This window comes from Helicobacter pylori, assembly GCF_003638305.1.
Lineage (GTDB): Bacteria > Campylobacterota > Campylobacteria > Campylobacterales > Helicobacteraceae > Helicobacter > Helicobacter pylori_DJ.
The window spans coordinates 28043-48754 of record NZ_MVYP01000013.1 but is presented as its reverse complement, the minus strand read 5'-3'; the positions used below and the strand labels follow the sequence as shown (position 1 = coordinate 48754).

Below are 20712 nucleotides of genomic sequence, written 5' to 3'. Positions count from 1 at the left end.
CCGAACCTGGAAGTCAAGCTCTTCATCGCTGATAATACTGCTCTTTTCAAGAGTGGGAATGTAGGTCGGTGCAGGGATAGGGAAATGTTTTTTTAGTCTTGCTTTTTATTTAATTTCATTATTGATTATATTTTAGTGCTTTATTTTTTTGTTGTTTTTTTCATTTTTTTTTATTTTTAGTTGTTTTGATTTGGGGTTTATTGTTTTATTCAAAGGTTTTAGGGTTTTAAGAAAACGAGTTTGAAAACAAAATAAATTTGAAGTCATAAAATAAAGCTTAAAGTCATAACATAAGATCTAAAATCCAATTTTTTTAAAAAGTTTAAGATTTATATCTTTGGCGAGAAAGCATCAATTAAACACGGATTTAAGAGAAAAGTTTTATTCTCTAAAGAATGTAATTATTTGTGAAACTCTTATCCAAGCTTCTTTTTAAAGGAAGTTTATGAAGTTTTTAAAATCCCTAAACCGCGCTTAAATTCTAAAGAGCGCTAAGAAATGTTTTTAGAAAGTTTTATTCTTTATTCTTTATTCTTCAGCTGGTGTTGCTTTTTATTTCTTTTGTGTTTAACTTTTTAGTTTGGGTTTTTAGGGGGTTTGTGTTTGGATTTTTAGAACCGATCTAAAAGAAAACTTTTTCATCAAGTTTCTTTTTTAAAAAAGCCTAAAAATTTCTTAAACACTTCTTTAGGATCGAATGTGTCGCACACCTTGCACCCATACATGCCAATTAAAATCACAAGCCAGCTCACATACACCCAGCTCATCAAAAACCACAAAATAGAAACGCTCCCATAAAGCTCATGGTAAGTGCGATTATACAACACATAATAAGTGAAAGCCCATTTCAGCACATGCCAAGAAACGCTCGTAAAAAACACCCATAAAAACACCCAAAAATAATGTTTAAACACCTTGTTCGTGGGAATGGTAAAAAGGATCAAAAAAAACGCGTAAGTGCCTATCCATCTTAAAACATGCAACAAACTTGAATTTTTATCTTCAAAAAACACTTGGATCTTAATATCAAAAAACACCACCAAAGGCAGAGCGAATAAAAACACTAAAGTCGTGCCAAAACCCCAAAATAAAAAGATTTCTTTACCCTTAAAATGCGCATAATCTCTGGGCTTTGCTTGAAAAATTTTTGACGCGATGGAGCGGTAGTTTTCACAAAAAAGCACCAACGCCACCACAATAGACACCTCTTCAAGCGTGCCTAAAGTCATGTCTGTTTTTTTAAAATTTTCTAAAAAATCCTTAATCGCGCCAATGAGTTTAGGAGCGTTAGGGAAAATCAAGGCTTCCATTTCACCGCTGTGCGCTTGCAAATAATGAGACACAAAAAGACTGAACACAAACAACAAAATAGGCGATAAAGACAAAATCGTATAAAAACTCAAGCTGGAAGCGTAGTAAAACAATTCGCTCAAGCCCAAAAAGGCGTTTTTCAGACGCTTGGGGAAAATCATTCTAAGAAGGCGCAAAAACCCTCTAACGCTTTTAAAAAGTTCTCTCATTAATGACAGCTTGTCGCCATTGTCAAGCCATAAGAGAGCAGTTTTTCTATATCTTTTTTAGGGGCTTTGCCTTTGGTGGTTAAATAATCCCCTAACACCACCGCATTAATGCCGTATTCAAAAAGCTTGGCTTCCTTTTTGTCGTTATCTTTAAACACCACTTCACGCCCCCCAGCCACCATAAGCCTAGCGTTAGGCAAAAACTCTTTAGCCAAAAGCACGCATTCTAGGGCTTCATCTGCGCTTAAAGTCTCTGCATCAATGGGCAATACCGGGTTTTTAATGAAAAAATTAATCGGCGTGGTGTGCGGTGAGAGCGAAGCTAACGCCCTAAGCATTTCAATCCTGTCTTCCCAGCTCTCATTAAGCCCAAAAATCCCCCCACTGCACAAGCCTAACCCCGCCCTTAAAGCGTTTTCGCATGTGATAAACCTTTCTTCCCATGTGTGCGTGGAACAAATTTTAGGGAAGAAATTTTGCGAAGTCTCTAAATTGTGGTTATAGCTATGGATGCCCGCATCTCTTAAAAATTCTAATTGCTCCAAATCCGCGCGCCCGCAGCATGCGATTAGATGCAAGCCCAATTCTTCTTGATTGATCGCTTTTGCTAATTTAGCGATGTATTCGCATTTTTCATCGTCTAATTCGCGCCCTGAAGTAACCAGACAAAACCCTAAAGCCCCTAATTCCCTTAAGGCTCTAGCTTCTTGTAAAACCACTTTTTCATCTTTAAATTTATAGCGCTTGATCGCTCCTTGGTGGTGCGAGCTTTGCGTGCAATAAGCGCAATCTTCCTTACAATCCCCACTGCGCACATTGGAAATAGAACATAAAAAAATCTCTTGCATAATCATTCCTTTGTTTTAAAAAAGTTGGTTTTTTGAGATTGATTATAGCAAAGAAAAAGAAGCGCTTTTTGATTTTAAGGGCTTTATTCCATTAAATATTAAAACTAAAACTTTATTTGATTTTCATTCAATTGTTCGCTCGCACACTTAAAATTAATCTCAAAACTTTACGCTATAATTTTGCCACTTTTTCATTAAGGGATTTCATGCAAGATTCATCCATTCAAAGTTACCCCCCCCCCCCAATCAGCGATAAAAGATCACACGCCAAATAACGCACCCAATAACGCGCATAGTAATGGAGAAATAGATCTACCCACCCACATCACCAGTAATTTAAAAAAAGAGCTTAGAGACTATCAAAAACAAGCGATATATAATTATTTAGAAAAACGCCAATCCCACCCAACTCAAAAGCATTTCATGTTTGAAATGGCCACCGGTAGCGGCAAAACCTTAGTGATGGCGGCTTTGATTTTAGAATGCTACAAGCAAGGCTATCAAAATTTTATCTTTTTTGTAAACAGCACCAGCATTTTAGAAAAAACGAAATTGAATTTTACAGACAGCTTCTCATCAAAATACCTTTTTAGTGAAAATATCAATATCAATGATGAAAACATAGAAATTAAAAGCATCAATAATTTAAACGAGAGCCATAACAACGCTATCAACATTTATTTCAGCACCATTCAAGGCTTGTTTTCATTATTCACTAAAGCTAAAGAAAACGCTATCACCCTAGAGGATTTAAAAGATCAGAAATTGGTTTTTTTAGCGGATGAAGCGCACCATTTAAACACAGAAACTAAAAAGAAATTAAATGATAGTGAGGCTAGCGAAAAACGCAACTGGGAAAGCGTGGTGAAATTAGCGCTAGAACAAAATAAAGACAATTTATTGCTGGAATTTAGCGCCACTATCCCTAAAGAAAAAAGCGTTAAAGAAAAATATGAAAACTTAAAGGTGGTAACTTACACCTTAAAAGAATTTAGCGAAGATAAATTTTGCAAAAACATCTACTCCCTTTCCTATGAAAATAAAGAATTAGAAACGCGCTTTTTAGGGGCATGCGTTTCCAGTTTGTATAAAGAATTGTTAGCCCAACACCATAATATTGAAAACTTTAAACCCTGTATTTTGTTTAAAAGCGAAAGGATTGAAGAGAGTAAAAAAAATCAAGAGCTCTTCAATGCGTTTTTAGAAAATTTAAGCCCTTTAGATTTAGAAAATTTTTTCCATTACAGCCGCAACGCTTTTTTTAAAGCCGCTAAAAACTTTTTTGATGAGAAAAATTACACCCCTAACCTTGTGGCATTCTTGCAAACGAAATTCAAAAAAAGCACCCAGATTAACACCAATAACGAAAAAGAATTAGAAAAAGGCATGCTTTTATTGAACTCACTAGAAGACAGAGACAACCCTAAAAGAGTGATTTTTAGCGTGGATAAGCTCAATGAGGGTTGGGATGTGTTGAATTTGTTTGACATTGTCAGGCTTAAAAATAAAGCCAATCAAAAAGACACCATTAAAGATGCCCAGCTCATAGGGCGAGGAGCGAGATACTACCCCTTTAGCTACAACGATTTCAAGCCAAGCCGCATAGAGTTTTACCAACGCAAATTTGATCTTGCCAATCCCTTAAGCGCACTAGAGAGGTTAGACTACCATGCCATTTATAACAGCGAATTTATCGCTAAATTAAAAGAAGAGTTACGAGAGTTAGGATTAGAATTAATTGAAAAGGAAAAAACAACTATCCCCTTAACGCCCACCAAGCGTTTCAAATGCTACTATGCGAGCAATACAAAAGACAAAAAGAAAAACTTATTTAATATGGATTATTCAGACCCTGTTGAAGCCAAACTCAAAAGCTTGCATGTCCCCTTATTTGGCTTTATTGTGCGTGAAAAGAAAGTGGATTTTAAAAAAGAAAATAAAGGCGATACAACTTATTTTGAGTCCCATACCTTAAATAAAATCCCTATAAACTATTTTTTAAAAGCCCTTAATTTAAAAAACCTGGATTTCAAAACGCTTAAAAAAGCCTTTAAAAAACATGCCTTTAACAATAAAGTGGAATTTATAGAGCGGTATGTCTCTTCATTAAAAACAAACTTCCATAAAAACCAAAAGTTTGATAACAACGAAATCCTTTTAAAACTCGCTGTTTATATCATTGAAAACTTAAAAGACACGCTTTTAAAAGAGCAAGATAAACCTAGCGTGAGCGCGTTAGAATTAAAAGAATTTGAAACGCATAATAAAAGCCTTAGCGCTAGTGAATTGGAAAAAGACATTCCCTTTTATGAATGGCTGCTTTTTAAGGACATGCGAAAACTAGACAGCGATTTAGAAAGGGAGTTTTTAGATTTTATCAACGACCATAAAGAGGTTTTAGACAAGAAATTCAAAGAATGGTGCGTTTTAAGGAACGATCATTTCGCTGAATTAAAAGTTTTTTGCAATATAGAAAATAGCCCCTTTTACGCGCAAGGTTTTGAGCCGGATTTTATCCTTTTTGCCCAAACGCATGAAGATGAATTTTTAGGCTTCACTTGTTACATGGAAGCTAAAGGCGAGCATTTAGAGCATTCTAACGCTTGGAAAAAAGAATTTTTAGAAATGCTAGAAAACGCTACGCTTAAAAGCCATAACAAAAAACTCCATTTAAAAGGCTTGCCTTTTTTCACGCTCCATAATCGCGTATTCAATGGCGATTTTCAAACCGCTTTCCATCAAACTTTTAAGGACAAAGAATGTTAAAAACCCCACTCAAAACCCTACTAGATATTTTAATTAATCATTTCACTAAAGAACGATTAGTTACTTTAATCCTAACAGCTGATGAAAAGCTTTTAATTTTCATGCTTGAGCATGAAAACGCTAACGACTATAAAAAACACTTTTTTAAAATGATCGCTAATTCGCTCGTATTCAATGAAAAAGCGTTATTAGAATGTTTAGAAATAAAAGAATTAGAAAAATCTTTCACACGATTTAAAAATAAAATAGGCTTATATTCACAAGGGTGTCCTATCAAATCCAGCGAATTAGTCGTTTTGAATTTCCCTTTTAAAGACAACGTTTTACTCGGTAACGCTAAAGATAACAACACCAAATCTAAAGAGTGTTTTTACCATGAAATACTGCATAAAAACGAAATTGACACGCTTTTAAATAAAAAAGCGTTGTGTCGTTTTGAAATGCATGGACAAGGCGATCTAAAAAACGCCTTAAAAGATAAAAACACAAACTACCTTATCAAAGGCAATAACTTGATCGCTCTTCATTCTTTAAAAAAGAAATTCGCTAAACAAGTGAAATGCATCTACATTGACCCCCCTTATAATACCGGTAATGACAGCTTTAACTACAACGATAATTTTAACCACAGCTCTTGGCTAGTGTTTATGAAAAACAGGCTTGAAGTGGCTAGGGAATTTTTAAGCGATGATGGCGTGATTTTTGTGCAATGCGATGACAACGAACAGGCTTATTTAAAAGTTTTAATGGATGAGATTTTTGGGAGAGAGAATTTTGTAGCTTGTTTTGTGTGGGAAAAGACAAGTAATAGCTTATCAAGAATACGCATAAAAACAGAGTATATTTTGTGCTATGAACAAACTAAATTTGGGCTTATTTTCAATGGGGATATGGCTGAAGAAGGACAAGATTTTCCTATTTTAAATGAAGTAAATGTAAAGAGAACTTTACAATTTCCACCAAATTCCATATATTTTAAAACTTTTAAGGGAGTGATTAAGCCTACAAAATTTAATAAAATGGAATTAATTGATGATTTAAGAATAGTAAATAAAACAAATTCAAACATGGTAAGAATTAACGCCAAATTTAAATGGACACAAGACAAGCTGGATGACGAAATAAAAGAAGGCACAACTTTTGTGATAAAAAGCGATGAGTTTTCTATGAGATATATTAGAAAAGGCGATAGGGAAGTAAAGGCAAGCAATGTTTTTAACGCAGAATGTGGGGTTACCACAAATATAAAAGCTACAAGTGAAATAAAAGTCCTTTTTGCAAATTCAAATACCGATTTATTTTCAACACCCAAACCCGAAGCCCTAATTTCAAGAATTTTAGAAATTTCCACCCAAGAAAACGACCTCGTGTTAGACTTTTTTGCTGGGAGCGGGACGACTTGCGCGGTGGCGCACAAAATGAAACGCCGCTACATTGGTATCGAGCAAATGGACTATATAGAAACTATCACTAAAGAAAGGTTAAAAAAAGTCATAGAGGGCGAGCAAGGGGGCATTTCTAAAAAATGCGATTTTAAAGGGGGCGGGAGTTTTGTCTATGCTGAATTGAAAGAAGTGAATTCAGGAATTAAAAAACAAATCCTTAACGCTAACAGCACGAGCGAATGCCTAAAAATCTTTAACGCTCTTAGCGAGCGTTTTTTAAAACGCGCCGATTGTAAGATAGATGAAATCCATAGCGAAGAGTTCCACAATTTAGATCTCAATGAGCAAAAAAGAAAATGTCGTGATCTTTTAGACTCTAACGAAGACTATTTAAACCTGGGCGATATTGACGAAGACGCATGGGAGATAGATGAGATCACTAAAAAATACAATGAAATTTTTTATTCTTAAGTTTAATCGTTCAACGCACGATTTAACGCATCAAAACGCTACGCCTATTTAGTGGGCAAAAATAAACGATTAAAAATATTGTTGTAGTATTCAAGCCAATCAAAAAAGGGAGTGAAACATGAAAATTTTTAAAAACTGGCTCTGTTTTAGCCTGATCGCTATGAGTTGGCTTCAAGCGGACATGTTGGATAATTTCACTAAGGCTATTAACAGCTACACCACTAAAAAGCTTAATGAAATCAAGGATCAAGTCAATAGCGCTAATCCTGCTAAAAACCACAATCCCACTCATAACGCTAATGGCATGCTCACTAACATTGATTGTAAAGTCTTAAAAAATAACTTCTATTCGGTGTGTTATTCTAGCGAGTTGAAAAACCCTATTTATGGCGTGAGCGTGTTGTTTGGGGATTTAGTGGATAAAAACAATATTGAAAAACGCTATGAGTTTAAGCCGGACACACGATTAGCAGAGTATCAACAAGCCGTTACACAAGATTACACAAGAAGCGGTTTTGATAGGGGGCATTTTGTGGCGAATGACGCTTCTTTTGATTTTGCCTCTAACCCTTTAAGAGAGACTTACAGAATGACTAATATCACCCCTGAAGCCAAAAACACCAACAGGCATTCTGTTTTATTGGTAGAAAAAGAGGGCCGTAATTTGGCCAGGAAATACCATCAAGTTTTAGTAGAAGAACTCACCATCATCAAACAGGGTTATAGAACTTTCAGCTCTAAAAATATCGCTATCCCTAGCGGATTTTGGTACCACTATGATACAAGCCTAACGGACAGCTATGAAAACGCTAAAAGCGAATGCTTTTATATCCCTAATGACAACCAAAAATATCCCTTACAAGAAATGAGAAGAGATTGTAAAGAATACGAGCGGGTTGAAAAGCAAGTGGTTTTTAAGAACAATAAAAACACTGAGTTGAATGAATTGCCCAAATACATGAATAATTCTAAGAAATATTAAAAACTGCCCTTAAAATACCAATATAAAATACTCGTAAAAACACCGGTATTTTGGATAAAAAGGTTTAAGGAATCAAATCCCTAAACGGCTTAAAACTGGTTTTTTATTAGAAGCGATAAGGGTTTTATGGGCGTTGGAGAAATGAGACAAGAATTATTATTACAATTATGGCAAACACAACAATGAATCCGGGTTTAAGATAATCTCTTATGGTTGTTTGCTGGTTTGCTGGATCAATCCATGCTATCTATCCATGCACCCCCAAAAACAACACTATACAAATTTTAATTTTTTACATGAACTCCTGGAGCTTGTTCGCTTGCGCCATCCATTCTGCAAGGCTTTCATAATCGTTATTTTCTATCCAAGCCTTAGCTTGCGCGATTTCTTTTTCGCATTTTTCAATCGCTTCTAAGACATTGTCTCGGTTTTGTTTGAAAATATCTTTCCACATTAAAGGCGAGCTTTTAGATAAACGGCTCATGTCCCTAAACCCCCCACCCGCTAAGGATAAAATCATCTCTGGGTCGTTTTGCTTTAAAACGCTATTAGCTAGAGCGTAGCTCAAAACATGGGGTAAATGGCTGATATAAGCCACATGGGTGTCATGCTCGTTGGATTTCATCTTAATCAAGCGCGCTTTAATGCCTAAAAAGATTTCTTTAGCGAGCTTTACTTGCTCAATCCCTGAATCTTCTAAATCGCACAATATCACCAAAGCGTTTTCATACAGCCCCTTAACGCTCGCTTTAGGGCCATAAAACTCTGTCCCACACATGGGGTGCGCGGCGATAAAATTTTGACGGATGCTTTTAGGGATATTGTGAAGGATTTGCGCTTTTGCCCCCCCTAAATCAATAATTGTTGCGCTTTTTTTGATAGAGGTCATTTTTTTCAAACACCCAATGATGCCCTCAACTGGAATGGCTAAAAAAATCACATCGCATTCTAAAATCTTTTCAAATTCCACGCATTCATCTACAAGCCCCAAAGTCAAAGCCAATTTAGCATGCAAAGCGTTATGATCATAGCCCATAACGCTTTTAAAACGCCCCCATTCTTGCAAGGCTAGCCCTAAACTCCCTCCCATAAGCCCTAAACCAATAATGCCTGCTTTCATGTCAAATTTCAAAGCAAAGTTTTTTCTAGCACTTCAGCGATGTTTTTCACCGCAACGATATTTAAATTCTCTCGCACTTCAGTAGGGATTTCGTCTAAATCCCTTTCGTAATTTTTGACAGGAATGAGAGCGGTTTTAATGCCGGCTTTAAAAGCGGCGATCAATTTTTCTTTCAACCCTCCTATGGGCAAAACTTCCCCGCTCAAAGTCAATTCGCCCGTCATTGCCACCTCGCTTCTTGTAGCTCTGTCGCACAAAATGCTTGCCATCACGCTCGCCATAGCGATCCCAGCGCTCGGTCCGTCTTTAGGCGTAGCCCCCTCAGGGACATGCAAGTGCAAATCGTAAGCGTTATAAACTTTCAGCGCTTTTTTCTTTTTCTTATTCTCTGCATCGGCCTCGCTAGGGATTTTTGGCGCTTTTAAGGTTTCGTTATCCAACAAGACTTTGACAACAGAAAAGGCAATAATGGCGGATTCTTTCATCACATCGCCTAAACTCCCGGTGAGTTTTAATTCCCCCTTGCCCCTAATCTTAACCGCTTCAATTTTAAGCACATCACCGCCCACTGGAGTCCATGCCAAACCATTGACGATACCGATTTTATTTTCTTCATCTATGGGGTCAATCTCAAACACCATGCGTTCTAAATACTCTTTAAGGTTATCAGGCGTGATAGAGACGCAAAAATCTTTGTTCTCGCCTCTTTTTTCGTTTTCTTCATTTCCGCCTTTTTGTTTTTCGCCTTTTTGATCTTCGCCTTTTTTGGTCCGCCCTTTTTTGTGTGGGTTATCTTCTAGGTATTTTAAAGCCGCTTTACGCATAATCGTTGCGATCTGTCTTCGTAAATCCCTAACGCCCGCTTCTCTGGTGTATTTTTCAATAATGAGTTTCAAACACTCATGGCTAATATCCACTTCGCTAGGCTTTAAGGCATGCTTTTCTAATTCTTGGGGGATGAGGTAGTTTTTAGCGATCTCTTCTTTTTCGCTAGGCGTGTAGCTGGACACGCTGATAAATTCCATTCTGTCTCTTAAAGGAGCCGGAATCCTGTCAATATTATTGGCGGTAGCGATAAAAATCACTTGCGACAAATCAATGCTGAAATTCGCGTAATGATCCCTAAAAGCGATATTTTGCTCAGGGTCTAAAATCTCTAATAAAGCGCTCGCTGGATCGCCCCTAACGCTCCTATCCACCTTATCAATTTCATCTAAAACCATGACAGGATTCATCTTTTTAGCTTCAATAAGCCCCTGGACAATGCGCCCGGGCATTGAGCCTATATAAGTGCGTCTGTGCCCTCTTAGTTCATTCACATCTTCTAATCCTCCTAAAGCGATCCGAACTAAAGGGCGTTCTATCGCTTTAGCGATGGAATTAGCCAAACTCGTTTTACCCACGCCAGGAGGCCCATAAAAGCATAAAATCGTGCCTTTAGCTTTGTCTTTTTTTTCTGGTTTTTTCTTGTGGCGCATTTCTAAAAGCTGCATGGTGGCAAAGTATTCTACAATGCGCTCTTTAGGCCTTTTTAAGGAATAATGATCGTTATCTAGTTGCTCTTTGACATGCTTAATGTCAAGCGCTTTTTTTTCATATTGCCCAAAAGGCACATCTAACATGGTTTCAATGTAATTTTGTAAAGTCGCGCTATCAGAGCTGTCCGCATGGGTTCGGCTCAGTCGGTCAATTTGCTTTTTGATTTCCTTAAACGCTTCTTCTTTCAAAAAAGGCTTGATGCTTTCTAGTTTTTGGTAGTATTGGTTTAAGTCTTCATCTCGCTGTTTGTCTGTGCCAAGCTCTTTTTGGATTTGTTTGAGCTGCTCTTTTAAGAAATATTCCTTATTGGTTTGCTCCATTTTTTGATGGACTTTGGATTTGATTTCTTTTTGGAGTTTTTGGGTTTTAGTTTCTTCTATCACAATGTCAATCAAATCCAACAAGCGTTGCTCGGTGTTGTTGTTGGCAAAAAGAGAATACGCTTGATCTTTTTTCAAATGCAAGGCCGCTGCGATTAAATCAGCGATGCGGTTAGGATCGTCATTGTCTTCTAAAGCCTTGATCAAATCCGGGGGGAAGAGTGAGCTGACATTGGCTAGAGTGATCACCTTTTCTTTTAACACTTCCACGATCGCTTGAATGTTTTCTTTATCGTATTCTAAATATTCAATAGGGCTTATTTGAGCTTCTAAAAAGCCTTGCTCGTTTTCTTTGGTAGGCTCTAAAATACGCCCCTTAGCGATGCCATTAAAGAGCAATTTCACGCGCCCATTAGGCATGTTGGCTTCACGCATCACCGAGCCTATCACCCCCACATCATAATAAGGGGCTTCATTATCGTTCAATTTGTCTTTTTGGCATGCAATAAAGACTAATGATTTGTTGTTTTTAGCGTAAGCCACCGCCTTAATGCTCGCGTTATTTTGCAAAAAAATAGGGGCTATCATAAAGGGGTATAAAAAAGTGTCTTCTTCTACCAATAAAGGCAGAATTTTAGGAAAATCTTCAGTCATTTTTCATCTCTCTGTTATAAATTTGTATGGTTTTGAAATATCCTACCAATCAAAAATTAACACATACCAAGGCATGTGCGATGGTTTGGGTTTAGTCTCTTTTTCTAAAGTCTCATCTATCCTTTCTAAATAGCGTTTCACGCCCTCAGGCTTGTGGCGTTTTTTATAGACATTCGCGATCGCGCGATTGAGCTCATTTTGCCCTAAAATGAATTTGATTTGCATGTATTCTACATAGGGGCGGTAACGGCTGTTAGGGTATTTTTCTATAAATTCGCCCAAGCTCACAATAGAATTAGAGATAAATTCCTGGTCTTTAGAATGGTTTTTGAAAGCGTAATAATGCGATTGCAGTTTCAAAAAGGTTAAATAATCCACATTGTCCTTCGTCCCAAAGCGCTTGATGTATTCATCAAAGTAAAAAGATGCTAAAACATACTCTTTCTTTTTCATGTGCGCTTGCCCTAAAGCTAGCATGGCTTCTGGGAGAAGAGGGGAATTGATGTGTTCGCTCTGTAAAGAAGAATAATAATTGTCCGCTGTTTCTAAATTAGCAAAAAGGATTTCTCTTAAAATCCCTTGATACCAAAAGATCGCCGGTTTGTTGTATTCATCTTTTTTTTTCTTTTTGTTCGCACAACCGGTGCCTATCACAATCATCGCCATTGCGATAAAAAGGAAAATTTTAAAATGTTTTAAACGCATGCCACCTATCTTATAAAATTAAATTTAAATTTTTGAATAACTCATGGTTATTTTTTCTTATCTTTCTTATTCCCACCGAATAATGTCAGCACCATTTCTCCAAATCAAGCCCAGCCACACCAAAAAGACGCCACCCATCGCTATAATGAGATTTACTGGGATTATTTTTCTTGATTTGTGGTTTTATTTTGCCCATCTTTCACTCCTTAAATATTCACTCAGTAAGCTTTCATTGTTATTAAGTTATTGAGATTATACCCAAAACTAGCAAAAATTGATTTTACCAAAATTGTTTGATATAATACGGAGTTTAGTTTAGAAATCATTGAGCGCTGGTTTTAAGGCGGTCTTTTATTCTTTAAGGAGAAGATTTTGTGCTTTTTTAAAGGGAATGCAATCGCCTATGATTTTTGATGTGAAAGCGCCTATATTAGGGTTTGAAACCATTCATAAAATGCACTTGCAAAAGGTTGATGAAATCTTTTTGCGTTTGAATAGCGCAGAAGACAATTCTGTCGTGTCTTTCACGCTGGTTAATCCCTTTGCTTTAAGAAAATACGAATTTGAAGTGCCTACCCCCTTAAAAATCCTTTTAGAATTAGAGGGAGCCAAGAGCGTTCTAGTCGCCAATATCATGGTTGTTCAAACCCCCATTGAGCTTTCCACCGTGAATTATTTAGCCCCTTTAATTTTCAATTTGGACAAGCAGCTCATGGGGCAAGTGGTTTTGGATTCTAACAAATACCCACACTACCATTTAAGAGAGAATATTCTAAGCCACACGCATGAATGATGCATGAGCGGTGTCTGCGTAAAGCGTTTCTTTAAGTTTATGGCGCAATGCATCGGCGTTTTTGCAAAACAAGCGAGCGGTTTTCTTATGGTATAATAGCGGTTATTTTTTAGAATAACCAACGCTAAAAATGGCGCTTTAATTGAATCCAAAACAAGGAGTTTATTTTATGGAACAAAGCCATCAAAACTTACAATCTCAATTTTTTATAGAGCATATCTTACAGATTTTACCTCACCGCTATCCCATGCTCTTAGTGGATAGAATTATAGAGTTACAAGCCAATCAAAAAATTGTCGCTTATAAGAATATCACTTTTAATGAAGACGTGTTTAATGGGCATTTTCCTAATAAGCCCATTTTCCCGGGCGTTTTGATCGTAGAGGGCATGGCGCAAAGCGGAGGGTTTTTAGCTTTCACTAGCTTGTGGGGGTTTGACCCTGAAATAGCCAAAACAAAAATCGTGTATTTCATGACAATTGATAAGGTTAAATTCCGCATTCCTGTAACCCCAGGCGACAGATTAGAATACCATTTAGAAGTCTTAAAGCATAAGGGCATGATCTGGCAAGTGGGCGGCACGGCTCAAGTGGATGGCAAAGTGGTCGCTGAAGCCGAATTAAAAGCCATGATCGCAGAGAGAGAATAAAAATGAGTAAGATTGCAAAAACAGCCATCATCTCTCCTAAAGCTGAAATTAATAAGGGCGTAGAAATTGGGGAATTTTGCGTGATTGGAGATGGCGTCAAACTAGATGATGGCGTGAAACTCCATAACAATGTAACCTTACAAGGGCATACTTTCATTGGGAAAAACACCGAAATTTTTCCTTTTGCCGTGCTAGGCACACAGCCTCAAGATTTAAAATACAAGGGCGAATACAGCGAACTGATTGTTGGAGAAGACAACCTTATTCGTGAATTTTGCATGATAAATCCCGGCACTGAAGGGGGGATTAAAAAAACCCTTATTGGGGATAAAAACCTGCTCATGGCTTATGTGCATGTCGCTCATGATTGCGTGATTGGCAGCCATTGTATTTTGGCTAATGGCGTAACTTTAGCAGGGCATATTGAAATAGGCGATTATGTCAATATTGGCGGTCTTACCGCAATCCATCAGTTTGTGCGTATCGCTAAAGGGTGCATGATAGCCGGTAAGAGCGCTTTAGGCAAAGACGTGCCGCCTTATTGCACCGTAGAGGGCAATCGCGCTTTTATTAGGGGGTTAAACCGCCACCGGATGCGCCAATTATTAGAGAGTAAGGATATTGATTTTATCCATGCGCTTTATAAGAGGTTGTTCCGCCCTATCCCCTCTTTAAGAGAGAGCGCTAAATCAGAATTAGAAGAGCATGCCAATAACCCTTTTGTAAAAGAGATTTGCTCTTTTATTTTAGAGAGTTCTAGGGGCGTGGCGTATAAGTCAAGCGAATATTCTAGCGAAGAAAAACAAGAGGAATAACATGAACGAAACGCTTTATTGCAGTTTTTGCAAAAAACCAGAATCCAGAGATCCCAAAAAACGCCGCATTATTTTTGCGAGCAATCTCAATAAAGATGTGTGCGTGTGCGAATATTGTATAGATGTGATGCATGGGGAATTGCACAAATACGACAGAATGGATTCTTTATTGGCGCTCAAAAGAGACCGATTGAGGCGAATGGAATCCAGCACTTATGAAGAAGAGTTTTTGCTCTCTCATATTCCAGCCCCTAAAGAGCTTAAGGCGGTTTTAGACAATTATGTGATAGGGCAAGAGCAGGCTAAAAAGGTTTTTTCCGTAGCCGTGTATAACCATTACAAACGCTTATCTTTTAAAGAAAAACTCAAAAAACAAGACAACCAAGACAGCAATGTGGAGTTGGAACATTTAGAAGAAGTGGAGTTGAGCAAGTCTAATATTTTATTGATCGGCCCTACAGGATCGGGCAAAACTTTAATGGCGCAAACTCTCGCCAAGCATTTGGATATTCCTATCGCCATTAGCGATGCGACTAGCTTGACTGAAGCGGGCTATGTGGGCGAAGATGTGGAAAATATTCTCACAAGATTGTTGCAAGCGAGCGATTGGAATGTTCAAAAAGCCCAAAAAGGCATTGTGTTTATTGATGAAATTGATAAAATCAGCCGTTTGTCAGAAAACCGCTCTATCACTAGAGATGTTTCTGGCGAGGGCGTTCAGCAAGCGTTGTTGAAAATCGTTGAAGGCTCTTTGGTGAATATCCCCCCCAAAGGCGGCAGAAAGCACCCTGAGGGCAATTTCATTCAAATTGACACGAGCGATATTTTATTCATTTGCGCCGGAGCGTTTGACGGGTTAGCTGAAATCATTAAAAAACGCACCACGCAAAATGTGTTGGGTTTCACTCAAGAAAAGATGAGCAAAAAAGAACAAGAAGCGATCTTGCATTTAGTCCAAACCCATGACTTAGTAACTTATGGGCTTATCCCTGAGCTTATTGGCCGTTTGCCGGTTTTAAGCACGCTAGATAGCATCAGTTTAGAAGCGATGGTGGATATTTTGCAAAAACCTAAAAACGCTCTCATCAAGCAATACCAACAACTTTTCAAAATGGATGAAGTGGATTTGATCTTTGAAGAAGAAGCCATTAAAGAAATCGCTCAACTCGCTTTAGAGCGAAAAACCGGAGCTAGGGGCTTAAGGGCGATCATTGAAGATTTTTGTTTGGATATTATGTTTGATTTACCCAAGCTTAAGGGATCGGAAGTGCGTATCACTAAAGATTGTGTTTTAAAACAGGCTGAACCTTTGATCATTGCTAAAACGCATTCTAAAATTCTTCCTTAAGGAACACGCTTATAAATTTAACGATAAAGGATTAGAAAAGGCATGATTTTTAGCAAATTGATCGGTTTGTTTTCGCATGATATTGCCATAGATTTAGGCACGGCTAACACGATCGTGTTGGTCAAAGGGCAGGGCATTATTATCAATGAGCCTTCTATTGTGGCGGTGCGCATGGGATTGTTTGATTCTAAAGCTTATGATATTTTGGCAGTGGGGAGCGAGGCTAAGGAAATGCTAGGCAAAACCCCTAACAGTATCAGAGCGATTCGCCCCATGAAAGATGGTGTGATTGCCGATTATGACATTACCGCTAAAATGATCCGCTATTTTATTGAAAAAGCGCACAAACGAAAAACATGGATCCGACCGCGCATCATGGTGTGCGTGCCTTATGGGCTGACAAGCGTGGAAAGGAATGCGGTTAAAGAGAGCGCTTTAAGCGCTGGGGCTAGAGAGGTCTTTTTGATTGAAGAGCCTATGGCAGCCGCGATCGGGGCAGGCTTGCCGGTCAAAGAGCCTCAAGGGAGTTTGATTGTGGATATTGGCGGCGGCACGACTGAAATTGGTGTGATCAGCCTTGGGGGGCTAGTCATCTCTAAAAGCATTAGAGTGGCTGGGGATAAATTGGATCAAAGCATCGTGGAATACATCCGCAAGAAATTCAATTTATTGATAGGGGAGCGCACCGGCGAAGAGATTAAGATTGAAATCGGTTGCGCGATCAAATTGGATCCGCCTCTCACAATGGAAGTGTCAGGGAGGGATCAAGTGAGCGGGCTGTTGCACACGATTGAATTGAGCTCTGATGATGTGTTTGAAGCCATTAAAGATCAAGTGAGGGAGATCTCTAGCGCTTTAAGGAGCGTGCTTGAAGAGGTGAAGCCGGATTTAGCGAGAGACATCGTGCAAAATGGCGTGGTGCTTACCGGCGGTGGGGCTTTGATTAAGGGCTTAGACAAGTATTTGAGCGATATGGTTAAACTCCCTGTGTATGTGGGCGATGAGCCTTTATTGGCGGTAGCCAAAGGCACAGGGGAAGCCATACAAGATTTGGATTTACTCAGCCGTGTGGGTTTTAGTGAATAATGCATGCGTTTTTATTTTAAATTCCTTTGGCTTTTAGGGATTTTTCTTATTTTTTATTTTTTAGACATTAAAGGCAGTTCTTCTTATATCAGCGACCGGATTAAAAACGCCTTGATGAGCGCTAAAAACAGCTTATTAGACAACATTCAAGCGTATTTTTTTCAAGCCCAAAACATTAAGGAATTTCAAAAAGAACGCTTGATTTTAGAAGCTTTAAAACTAGAAAACGCCGATTTGAAAGAGCGTTTGAATAGTATTTATCCTTTAGAAAATCCAAAAATGACTTATACCCCTACTTTTATGACTTCATTCATCAGTTTAGAAGACACGCACAGCGTTTCTCTCAACCCTATTGTAAATTTAGAAGAAAACAAGATTTATGGCCTTGTCTCTCACAATCAAGCCATAGGCATTGCCGTGCTGGAAAAAGGGCGCTTGAACGGGTTTTTGAACGCTCACAAGCGGTGCGCTTATAGCGTGATGGTAGGCAAAAATCAAGTGCTAGGCTTCATAGGATCTAATTTCAAGCAAGAATTAATCGTGGATTTCATTGTCCCAAGCGCTGAAATCAACATAGGCGATCAGGTGCTAACGAGCGGGTTAGATGGGATTTTTGGAGTGGGGGTGTTTGTGGGCGAAGTTTCAAGCATTGAAGATCATTACACTTATAAAAGCGCGGTGTTGAAAAACGCTTTTTTAAGCGAAGCCAAACTTTTAAGGCATGTGTTTTTAAGCGATGTGAAAAACTAGCGCTCTATTCAAGGCTGATTCAAGCGGATTTTTAACCCCTTTCAATAAAACTAGGCTAATTGTTTTAGAAAAAAATCTTTTAATTCCCCTTCTTTAATCCAATCATCTCTATAACGCTCCCCCACATCATCCTTATTTCCATAAAATTTTAAAACCACTTTGATTTTGAGATTGGGATTGTCTTTGGGGTTAAAAACCTTATCTTTAAAAAGTTGATACGCATCTGCCTTATGTTCGTAATCAGTGTGTTTGCTCCCTTTAGGATCAATGAAGCAAATGAACTGCGTGCCGCCTTTTTGCAGCCAAAAGATAAAATCAGGGAAAAATTTCCTTTCTGCAGCGCCGTTGAAATAAGGGATAAACAAATTGTCTAAATGCTCATCAATCTTGCTGAACGCCCAAAAATCATAGTTTTCTTGCAGCGTTTCTGTAATCTTTAACAACTCTTCTAAAAAATCGCTCTCGCTCTTTACTTTAACCACATGCTTAAGCCAATCGCAGTTTTTGGCTTTTATTAAAGGGGTGTAGTAATGCTCTTTGAGTTTTAACAGCTCTGCATCATTAACTTTGAATGTTCTGTCTTGTTTGTGTTTGTCTGTATCATAAGGATCGATCTCGCCTTGCGCGATTTTCATTCTTAAAGTTTCTTTATCCAAAGGCGCATACTCTTCCACTTCTTGGATGGTTTTCATTAATGCTTCTTTTTTATCCGCCTTAACTTTAACCCTTTTAAAATGCACGATTTTCTCATTATCTAGGGCGTTAAACTCGTCTTTAGGCACTTTTTGATTAGGGTATAGCTTGCCTTTAATTTCAGAAATCATGTAATCTAAATCTTTATAATGCCAGGTTGATACCTTTTTAAAATGTGCTGTTTGTATCATTTCTTTTAACAGCTCGTAATCTTTAGGGTTATAAATTTCATGCTTTAAAATAAAATGCTTTTCACTCATTAAATGAAAATACTCTTTTAAATCCTTAAAATTTTTTTCGCTCATTTTAAACGAAGCGCTTGGAGAAATTTTAAGAGCGTTGGTTTGTTCTTTTCGGTAGCAAGGCACGAATAAGGCGTGTTTTATGGGCGTTTTTTCTAATTTGATTTCACGCCAAGAGCCTCTATTCTCACCTCCATTCTCGCTCTCTTTTTGGAACTTTAAAATCGCTTCAAGGCTTGCATGGTTGGTGGGTATCACAAAAAGCGTTTCCAGCATTGCAGCGTTTGGTTTCAACTTTTCTTTAATGGCTTCATCTATGTCTAAATACGCTAACCTTTGGCGTTGGTTTTTGACGCTTTCAATCCTTACGCCCCTGCCAAAAGATTGTTTCACCAGCTTTTTAGCGTCATCATCAAGCCCTATATTTAAAAATAAAATCACGCTAGGCCTTGTGCTATCCCACCCAGTGTCAAAAGCACGAGACCCCACTAAAATATTGATACTGCTCTTATCAATCTGGCTGAAATAGCTCTCTTCTTTAAAGCTCAAATTCTTACTCACCACCTTCACGCTCTTTAATTTTTCACAAATCCATTCTGTAATATCGCCTATTCTAATCAGGCAAAAGACTTTATCGCTTGTGTTGAGCTTGAAAGCGATTTCTTGGTTGTTTTTAGGGTTAATAATCACTTCAATATGCCCGTTACTGGCATAAAAAACTTCTTCTTTTAAGCCCTTAAAATCCATGCTTTTTAAACCCTCTTTAAAAACTTTAATCTTATAGTCTTGATCTTTGCCATCGCTAAAAAGAAATTCCGGATTCTTTAATTCCTCTAATAAATCGTCTTTAGCCTTTAAAAAATCGCTTCCATCGTCGTTTTCAATCACGCGCGCTAAAGTTTTAAAAAAGATTTCCGCATCGCTGTTTTCCACGTTCACAGAATGCGTGAACACGAGCATTAAAGGGTCGTAAAAATAGCCTTCTGTTTGATAGCGTTTTTGCATGCCTAAAAGCAATAACGCTTTTAAAAGCGCGATTTCTTTTTCCCTATCGTTTAAATCTTTCAATTCCTTAAAAGCGTTTAAGTTGTTTTTCTTTAATAAAACAGACTCTTTGCCATAGCCAAGTTTCACCCACTCGCCCACGCTCAAATTATACACCGCAGTGATGAGATCGCTCTCTTCGGTGAAAGTGGCGCTGAAATTGAATAAAAACCCTTTTAAAGACAGCAGACTAAAAATAGCCTGTCTTTTGCTTTCAGACTTGTTCCCCTTATGCGCTTCATCTAAAATCACATAGTTTTCCCCATTATCCCAACAATCCTTATAATCTAAAAGGTTTTCCTTGCTTTCTTCATCATTCATTAAATCCGCGCGGTAATAAAAAAGAGCGATTTTTTGAAAAAAATCTTTTGGAGAGTGGTAAAAATCCTTATTAGTAACGCTTTTAAGGTTTTTGAAATCAATCTGTTTGGAATAGTCTTTACTCCGGTTGTATTTTTCAATTTCTTTTTTAAATTGCTGGATCAGATTTTCATTCGCGCTAAAAAACATGATATTTTTCTTAGGGATCAAACCCATTCTTATAGCCACGCTTAAAAGCTCTACCAGTTTGATAATGACGATCGTTTTACCGCTCCCTGTGGCCATGTAAAAGGCTAGGCGGTTGATGAAATTTTCAAAACGCACGCAATGATTTTCTACCTTAAAATGGCTCTTTAACAAAGGATTGAGTTTCTTTTTAGCGAAATCGCAATTAGCGAATGAATAATGTTTTTGATAAAAAGCGTAAAATTCTTTTTTATTTTCTTTGAAATCTCTAAAATAAGCGGCAAGCATTCTAAAAGCGTTGATCAAAGCTTGCTGTTGGTAATCTAAAAGCTCCTTATTATTATCAAAGCTTTTAAAGTCTAGCATTTCTAACGGATCGTTAATCTTATTAGTGTCCAATTCCTCTTCAGCGAGTTTTTGAGCGACAAAAATTTCATTATTCCTTACTTCTTGTTTTTTCTTTGCCATGATTTCC

General features: G+C 37.8%; 15 protein-coding genes and 1 pseudogene. 9 read left to right on the top strand and 7 right to left on the bottom strand.

Features of this window, described 5'->3' with window-relative positions:
* Nucleotides 1-641: 641 nt before the first annotated feature.
* Both EAL04_RS06450 and EAL04_RS06445 read right to left on the bottom strand, forming a co-directional pair.
* A complete protein-coding gene (locus EAL04_RS06450) occupies nucleotides 642-1520 on the bottom strand; it encodes a YihY/virulence factor BrkB family protein (RefSeq protein WP_120974107.1) in 879 nt (292 codons plus the stop codon).
* A complete protein-coding gene (locus tag EAL04_RS06445; protein WP_001155622.1) occupies nucleotides 1520-2368 on the bottom strand; it encodes a biotin synthase in 849 nt (282 codons plus the stop codon). The genes EAL04_RS06450 and EAL04_RS06445 overlap by 1 nt, the downstream gene beginning before the upstream one ends.
* A gap of 201 nt (nucleotides 2369-2569) precedes the next feature.
* Between EAL04_RS06445 and EAL04_RS06440 the strand changes: the two genes are divergently transcribed.
* From EAL04_RS06440 to EAL04_RS06430, 3 genes are all read left to right on the top strand, one after another.
* Nucleotides 2570-5134, top strand: coding sequence for a DEAD/DEAH box helicase family protein (locus tag EAL04_RS06440; protein ID WP_423750107.1), 2565 nt, complete (start codon nucleotides 2570-2572; stop codon nucleotides 5132-5134).
* Complete coding sequence (locus EAL04_RS06435; protein ID WP_120974103.1) at nucleotides 5128-6990, top strand: site-specific DNA-methyltransferase; 1863 nt, start codon at nucleotides 5128-5130, stop codon at nucleotides 6988-6990. Before EAL04_RS06440 ends, EAL04_RS06435 begins: the two co-directional genes overlap by 7 nt.
* A 118-nt stretch (nucleotides 6991-7108) precedes the next feature.
* Nucleotides 7109-7972: a DNA/RNA non-specific endonuclease gene (locus tag EAL04_RS06430; RefSeq protein WP_120974101.1), complete on the top strand. Its 864-nt coding sequence runs from the start codon at nucleotides 7109-7111 to the stop codon at nucleotides 7970-7972.
* A 292-nt stretch (nucleotides 7973-8264) separates the two neighbouring features.
* Here the strand turns inward: EAL04_RS06430 and EAL04_RS06425 are convergent, their stop codons facing one another.
* The 3 genes from EAL04_RS06425 to EAL04_RS06415 are packed head-to-tail and all read right to left on the bottom strand — an operon-like array spanning nucleotide 8265 to nucleotide 12310.
* Nucleotides 8265-9092, bottom strand: coding sequence for a prephenate dehydrogenase (locus EAL04_RS06425; RefSeq protein ID WP_120974112.1), 828 nt, complete (start codon nucleotides 9090-9092; stop codon nucleotides 8265-8267).
* Nucleotides 9093-9100: 8 nt separating this feature from the next.
* Nucleotides 9101-11605, bottom strand: a complete 2505-nt coding sequence (gene lon, locus EAL04_RS06420; protein ID WP_120974099.1) for an endopeptidase La — start codon at nucleotides 11603-11605, stop codon at nucleotides 9101-9103.
* 42 nt (nucleotides 11606-11647) lie between these two features.
* A complete protein-coding gene (locus tag EAL04_RS06415; RefSeq protein WP_120974097.1) occupies nucleotides 11648-12310 on the bottom strand; it encodes an outer membrane protein assembly factor BamD in 663 nt (220 codons plus the stop codon).
* Between the two features lie 403 nt (nucleotides 12311-12713).
* Between EAL04_RS06415 and fliW the strand changes: the two genes are divergently transcribed.
* Nucleotides 12714-13103, top strand: a complete 390-nt coding sequence (gene fliW / locus EAL04_RS06410) for a flagellar assembly protein FliW (protein WP_001861714.1) — start codon at nucleotides 12714-12716, stop codon at nucleotides 13101-13103.
* Here fliW and EAL04_RS08265 read toward each other — a convergent pair.
* Nucleotides 13061-13225 (bottom strand): annotated as a pseudogene (locus EAL04_RS08265) (flavoprotein oxidoreductase). The gene fliW and the pseudogene EAL04_RS08265 sit on opposite strands and share 43 nt — an antisense overlap.
* 47 nt (nucleotides 13226-13272) lie before the next feature.
* On the opposite strand from EAL04_RS08265, the gene fabZ reads away from it, so the two are divergent.
* From fabZ to mreC, 5 genes are read left to right on the top strand one after another with little or no spacing between them, the layout of a single operon-like run.
* Nucleotides 13273-13752 (top strand): 3-hydroxyacyl-ACP dehydratase FabZ, encoded by a 480-nt coding sequence (gene fabZ, locus EAL04_RS06400; protein ID WP_000438071.1) that lies wholly within the window; start codon nucleotides 13273-13275, stop codon nucleotides 13750-13752.
* A gap of 2 nt (nucleotides 13753-13754) precedes the next feature.
* Nucleotides 13755-14567, top strand: a complete 813-nt coding sequence (lpxA, locus tag EAL04_RS06395; protein WP_060871255.1) for an acyl-ACP--UDP-N-acetylglucosamine O-acyltransferase — start codon at nucleotides 13755-13757, stop codon at nucleotides 14565-14567.
* A gap of 1 nt (nucleotide 14568) precedes the next feature.
* The gene (gene clpX, locus EAL04_RS06390; RefSeq protein ID WP_120974095.1) at nucleotides 14569-15915 is read left to right on the top strand and encodes an ATP-dependent protease ATP-binding subunit ClpX; all 1347 of its coding nucleotides are present in this window, start codon (nucleotides 14569-14571) and stop codon (nucleotides 15913-15915) included.
* Nucleotides 15916-15957: 42 nt separating this feature from the next.
* Nucleotides 15958-17001, top strand: a complete 1044-nt coding sequence (locus EAL04_RS06385) for a rod shape-determining protein (RefSeq protein ID WP_000577745.1) — start codon at nucleotides 15958-15960, stop codon at nucleotides 16999-17001.
* Between the two features lie 3 nt (nucleotides 17002-17004).
* A complete protein-coding gene (mreC, locus tag EAL04_RS06380) occupies nucleotides 17005-17751 on the top strand; it encodes a rod shape-determining protein MreC (protein ID WP_120974093.1) in 747 nt (248 codons plus the stop codon).
* A gap of 50 nt (nucleotides 17752-17801) precedes the next feature.
* Here the strand turns inward: mreC and EAL04_RS06375 are convergent, their stop codons facing one another.
* Complete coding sequence (locus EAL04_RS06375) at nucleotides 17802-20705, bottom strand: DEAD/DEAH box helicase family protein (protein WP_120974091.1); 2904 nt, start codon at nucleotides 20703-20705, stop codon at nucleotides 17802-17804.
* Between the last annotated feature and the right edge of the window lie 7 nt (nucleotides 20706-20712).

Coding starts and splice junctions, on each gene's coding strand:
- mreC (WP_120974093.1), top strand. CDS start 17,005: ATGCGTTTTTATTTTAAATTCCTTTGGCTTTTAGGGATTTTTCTTATT.
- EAL04_RS06425 (WP_120974112.1), bottom strand. CDS start 9,092: ATGAAAGCAGGCATTATTGGTTTAGGGCTTATGGGAGGGAGTTTAGGG.
- EAL04_RS06435 (WP_120974103.1), top strand. CDS start 5,128: ATGTTAAAAACCCCACTCAAAACCCTACTAGATATTTTAATTAATCAT.
- EAL04_RS06375 (WP_120974091.1), bottom strand. CDS start 20,705: ATGGCAAAGAAAAAACAAGAAGTAAGGAATAATGAAATTTTTGTCGCT.
- EAL04_RS06445 (WP_001155622.1), bottom strand. CDS start 2,368: ATGCAAGAGATTTTTTTATGTTCTATTTCCAATGTGCGCAGTGGGGAT.
- lon (WP_120974099.1), bottom strand. CDS start 11,605: ATGACTGAAGATTTTCCTAAAATTCTGCCTTTATTGGTAGAAGAAGAC.
- EAL04_RS06385 (WP_000577745.1), top strand. CDS start 15,958: ATGATTTTTAGCAAATTGATCGGTTTGTTTTCGCATGATATTGCCATA.
- EAL04_RS06450 (WP_120974107.1), bottom strand. CDS start 1,520: ATGAGAGAACTTTTTAAAAGCGTTAGAGGGTTTTTGCGCCTTCTTAGA.
- EAL04_RS06415 (WP_120974097.1), bottom strand. CDS start 12,310: ATGCGTTTAAAACATTTTAAAATTTTCCTTTTTATCGCAATGGCGATG.
- fliW (WP_001861714.1), top strand. CDS start 12,714: ATGATTTTTGATGTGAAAGCGCCTATATTAGGGTTTGAAACCATTCAT.
- lpxA (WP_060871255.1), top strand. CDS start 13,755: ATGAGTAAGATTGCAAAAACAGCCATCATCTCTCCTAAAGCTGAAATT.
- fabZ (WP_000438071.1), top strand. CDS start 13,273: ATGGAACAAAGCCATCAAAACTTACAATCTCAATTTTTTATAGAGCAT.
- EAL04_RS06430 (WP_120974101.1), top strand. CDS start 7,109: ATGAAAATTTTTAAAAACTGGCTCTGTTTTAGCCTGATCGCTATGAGT.
- clpX (WP_120974095.1), top strand. CDS start 14,569: ATGAACGAAACGCTTTATTGCAGTTTTTGCAAAAAACCAGAATCCAGA.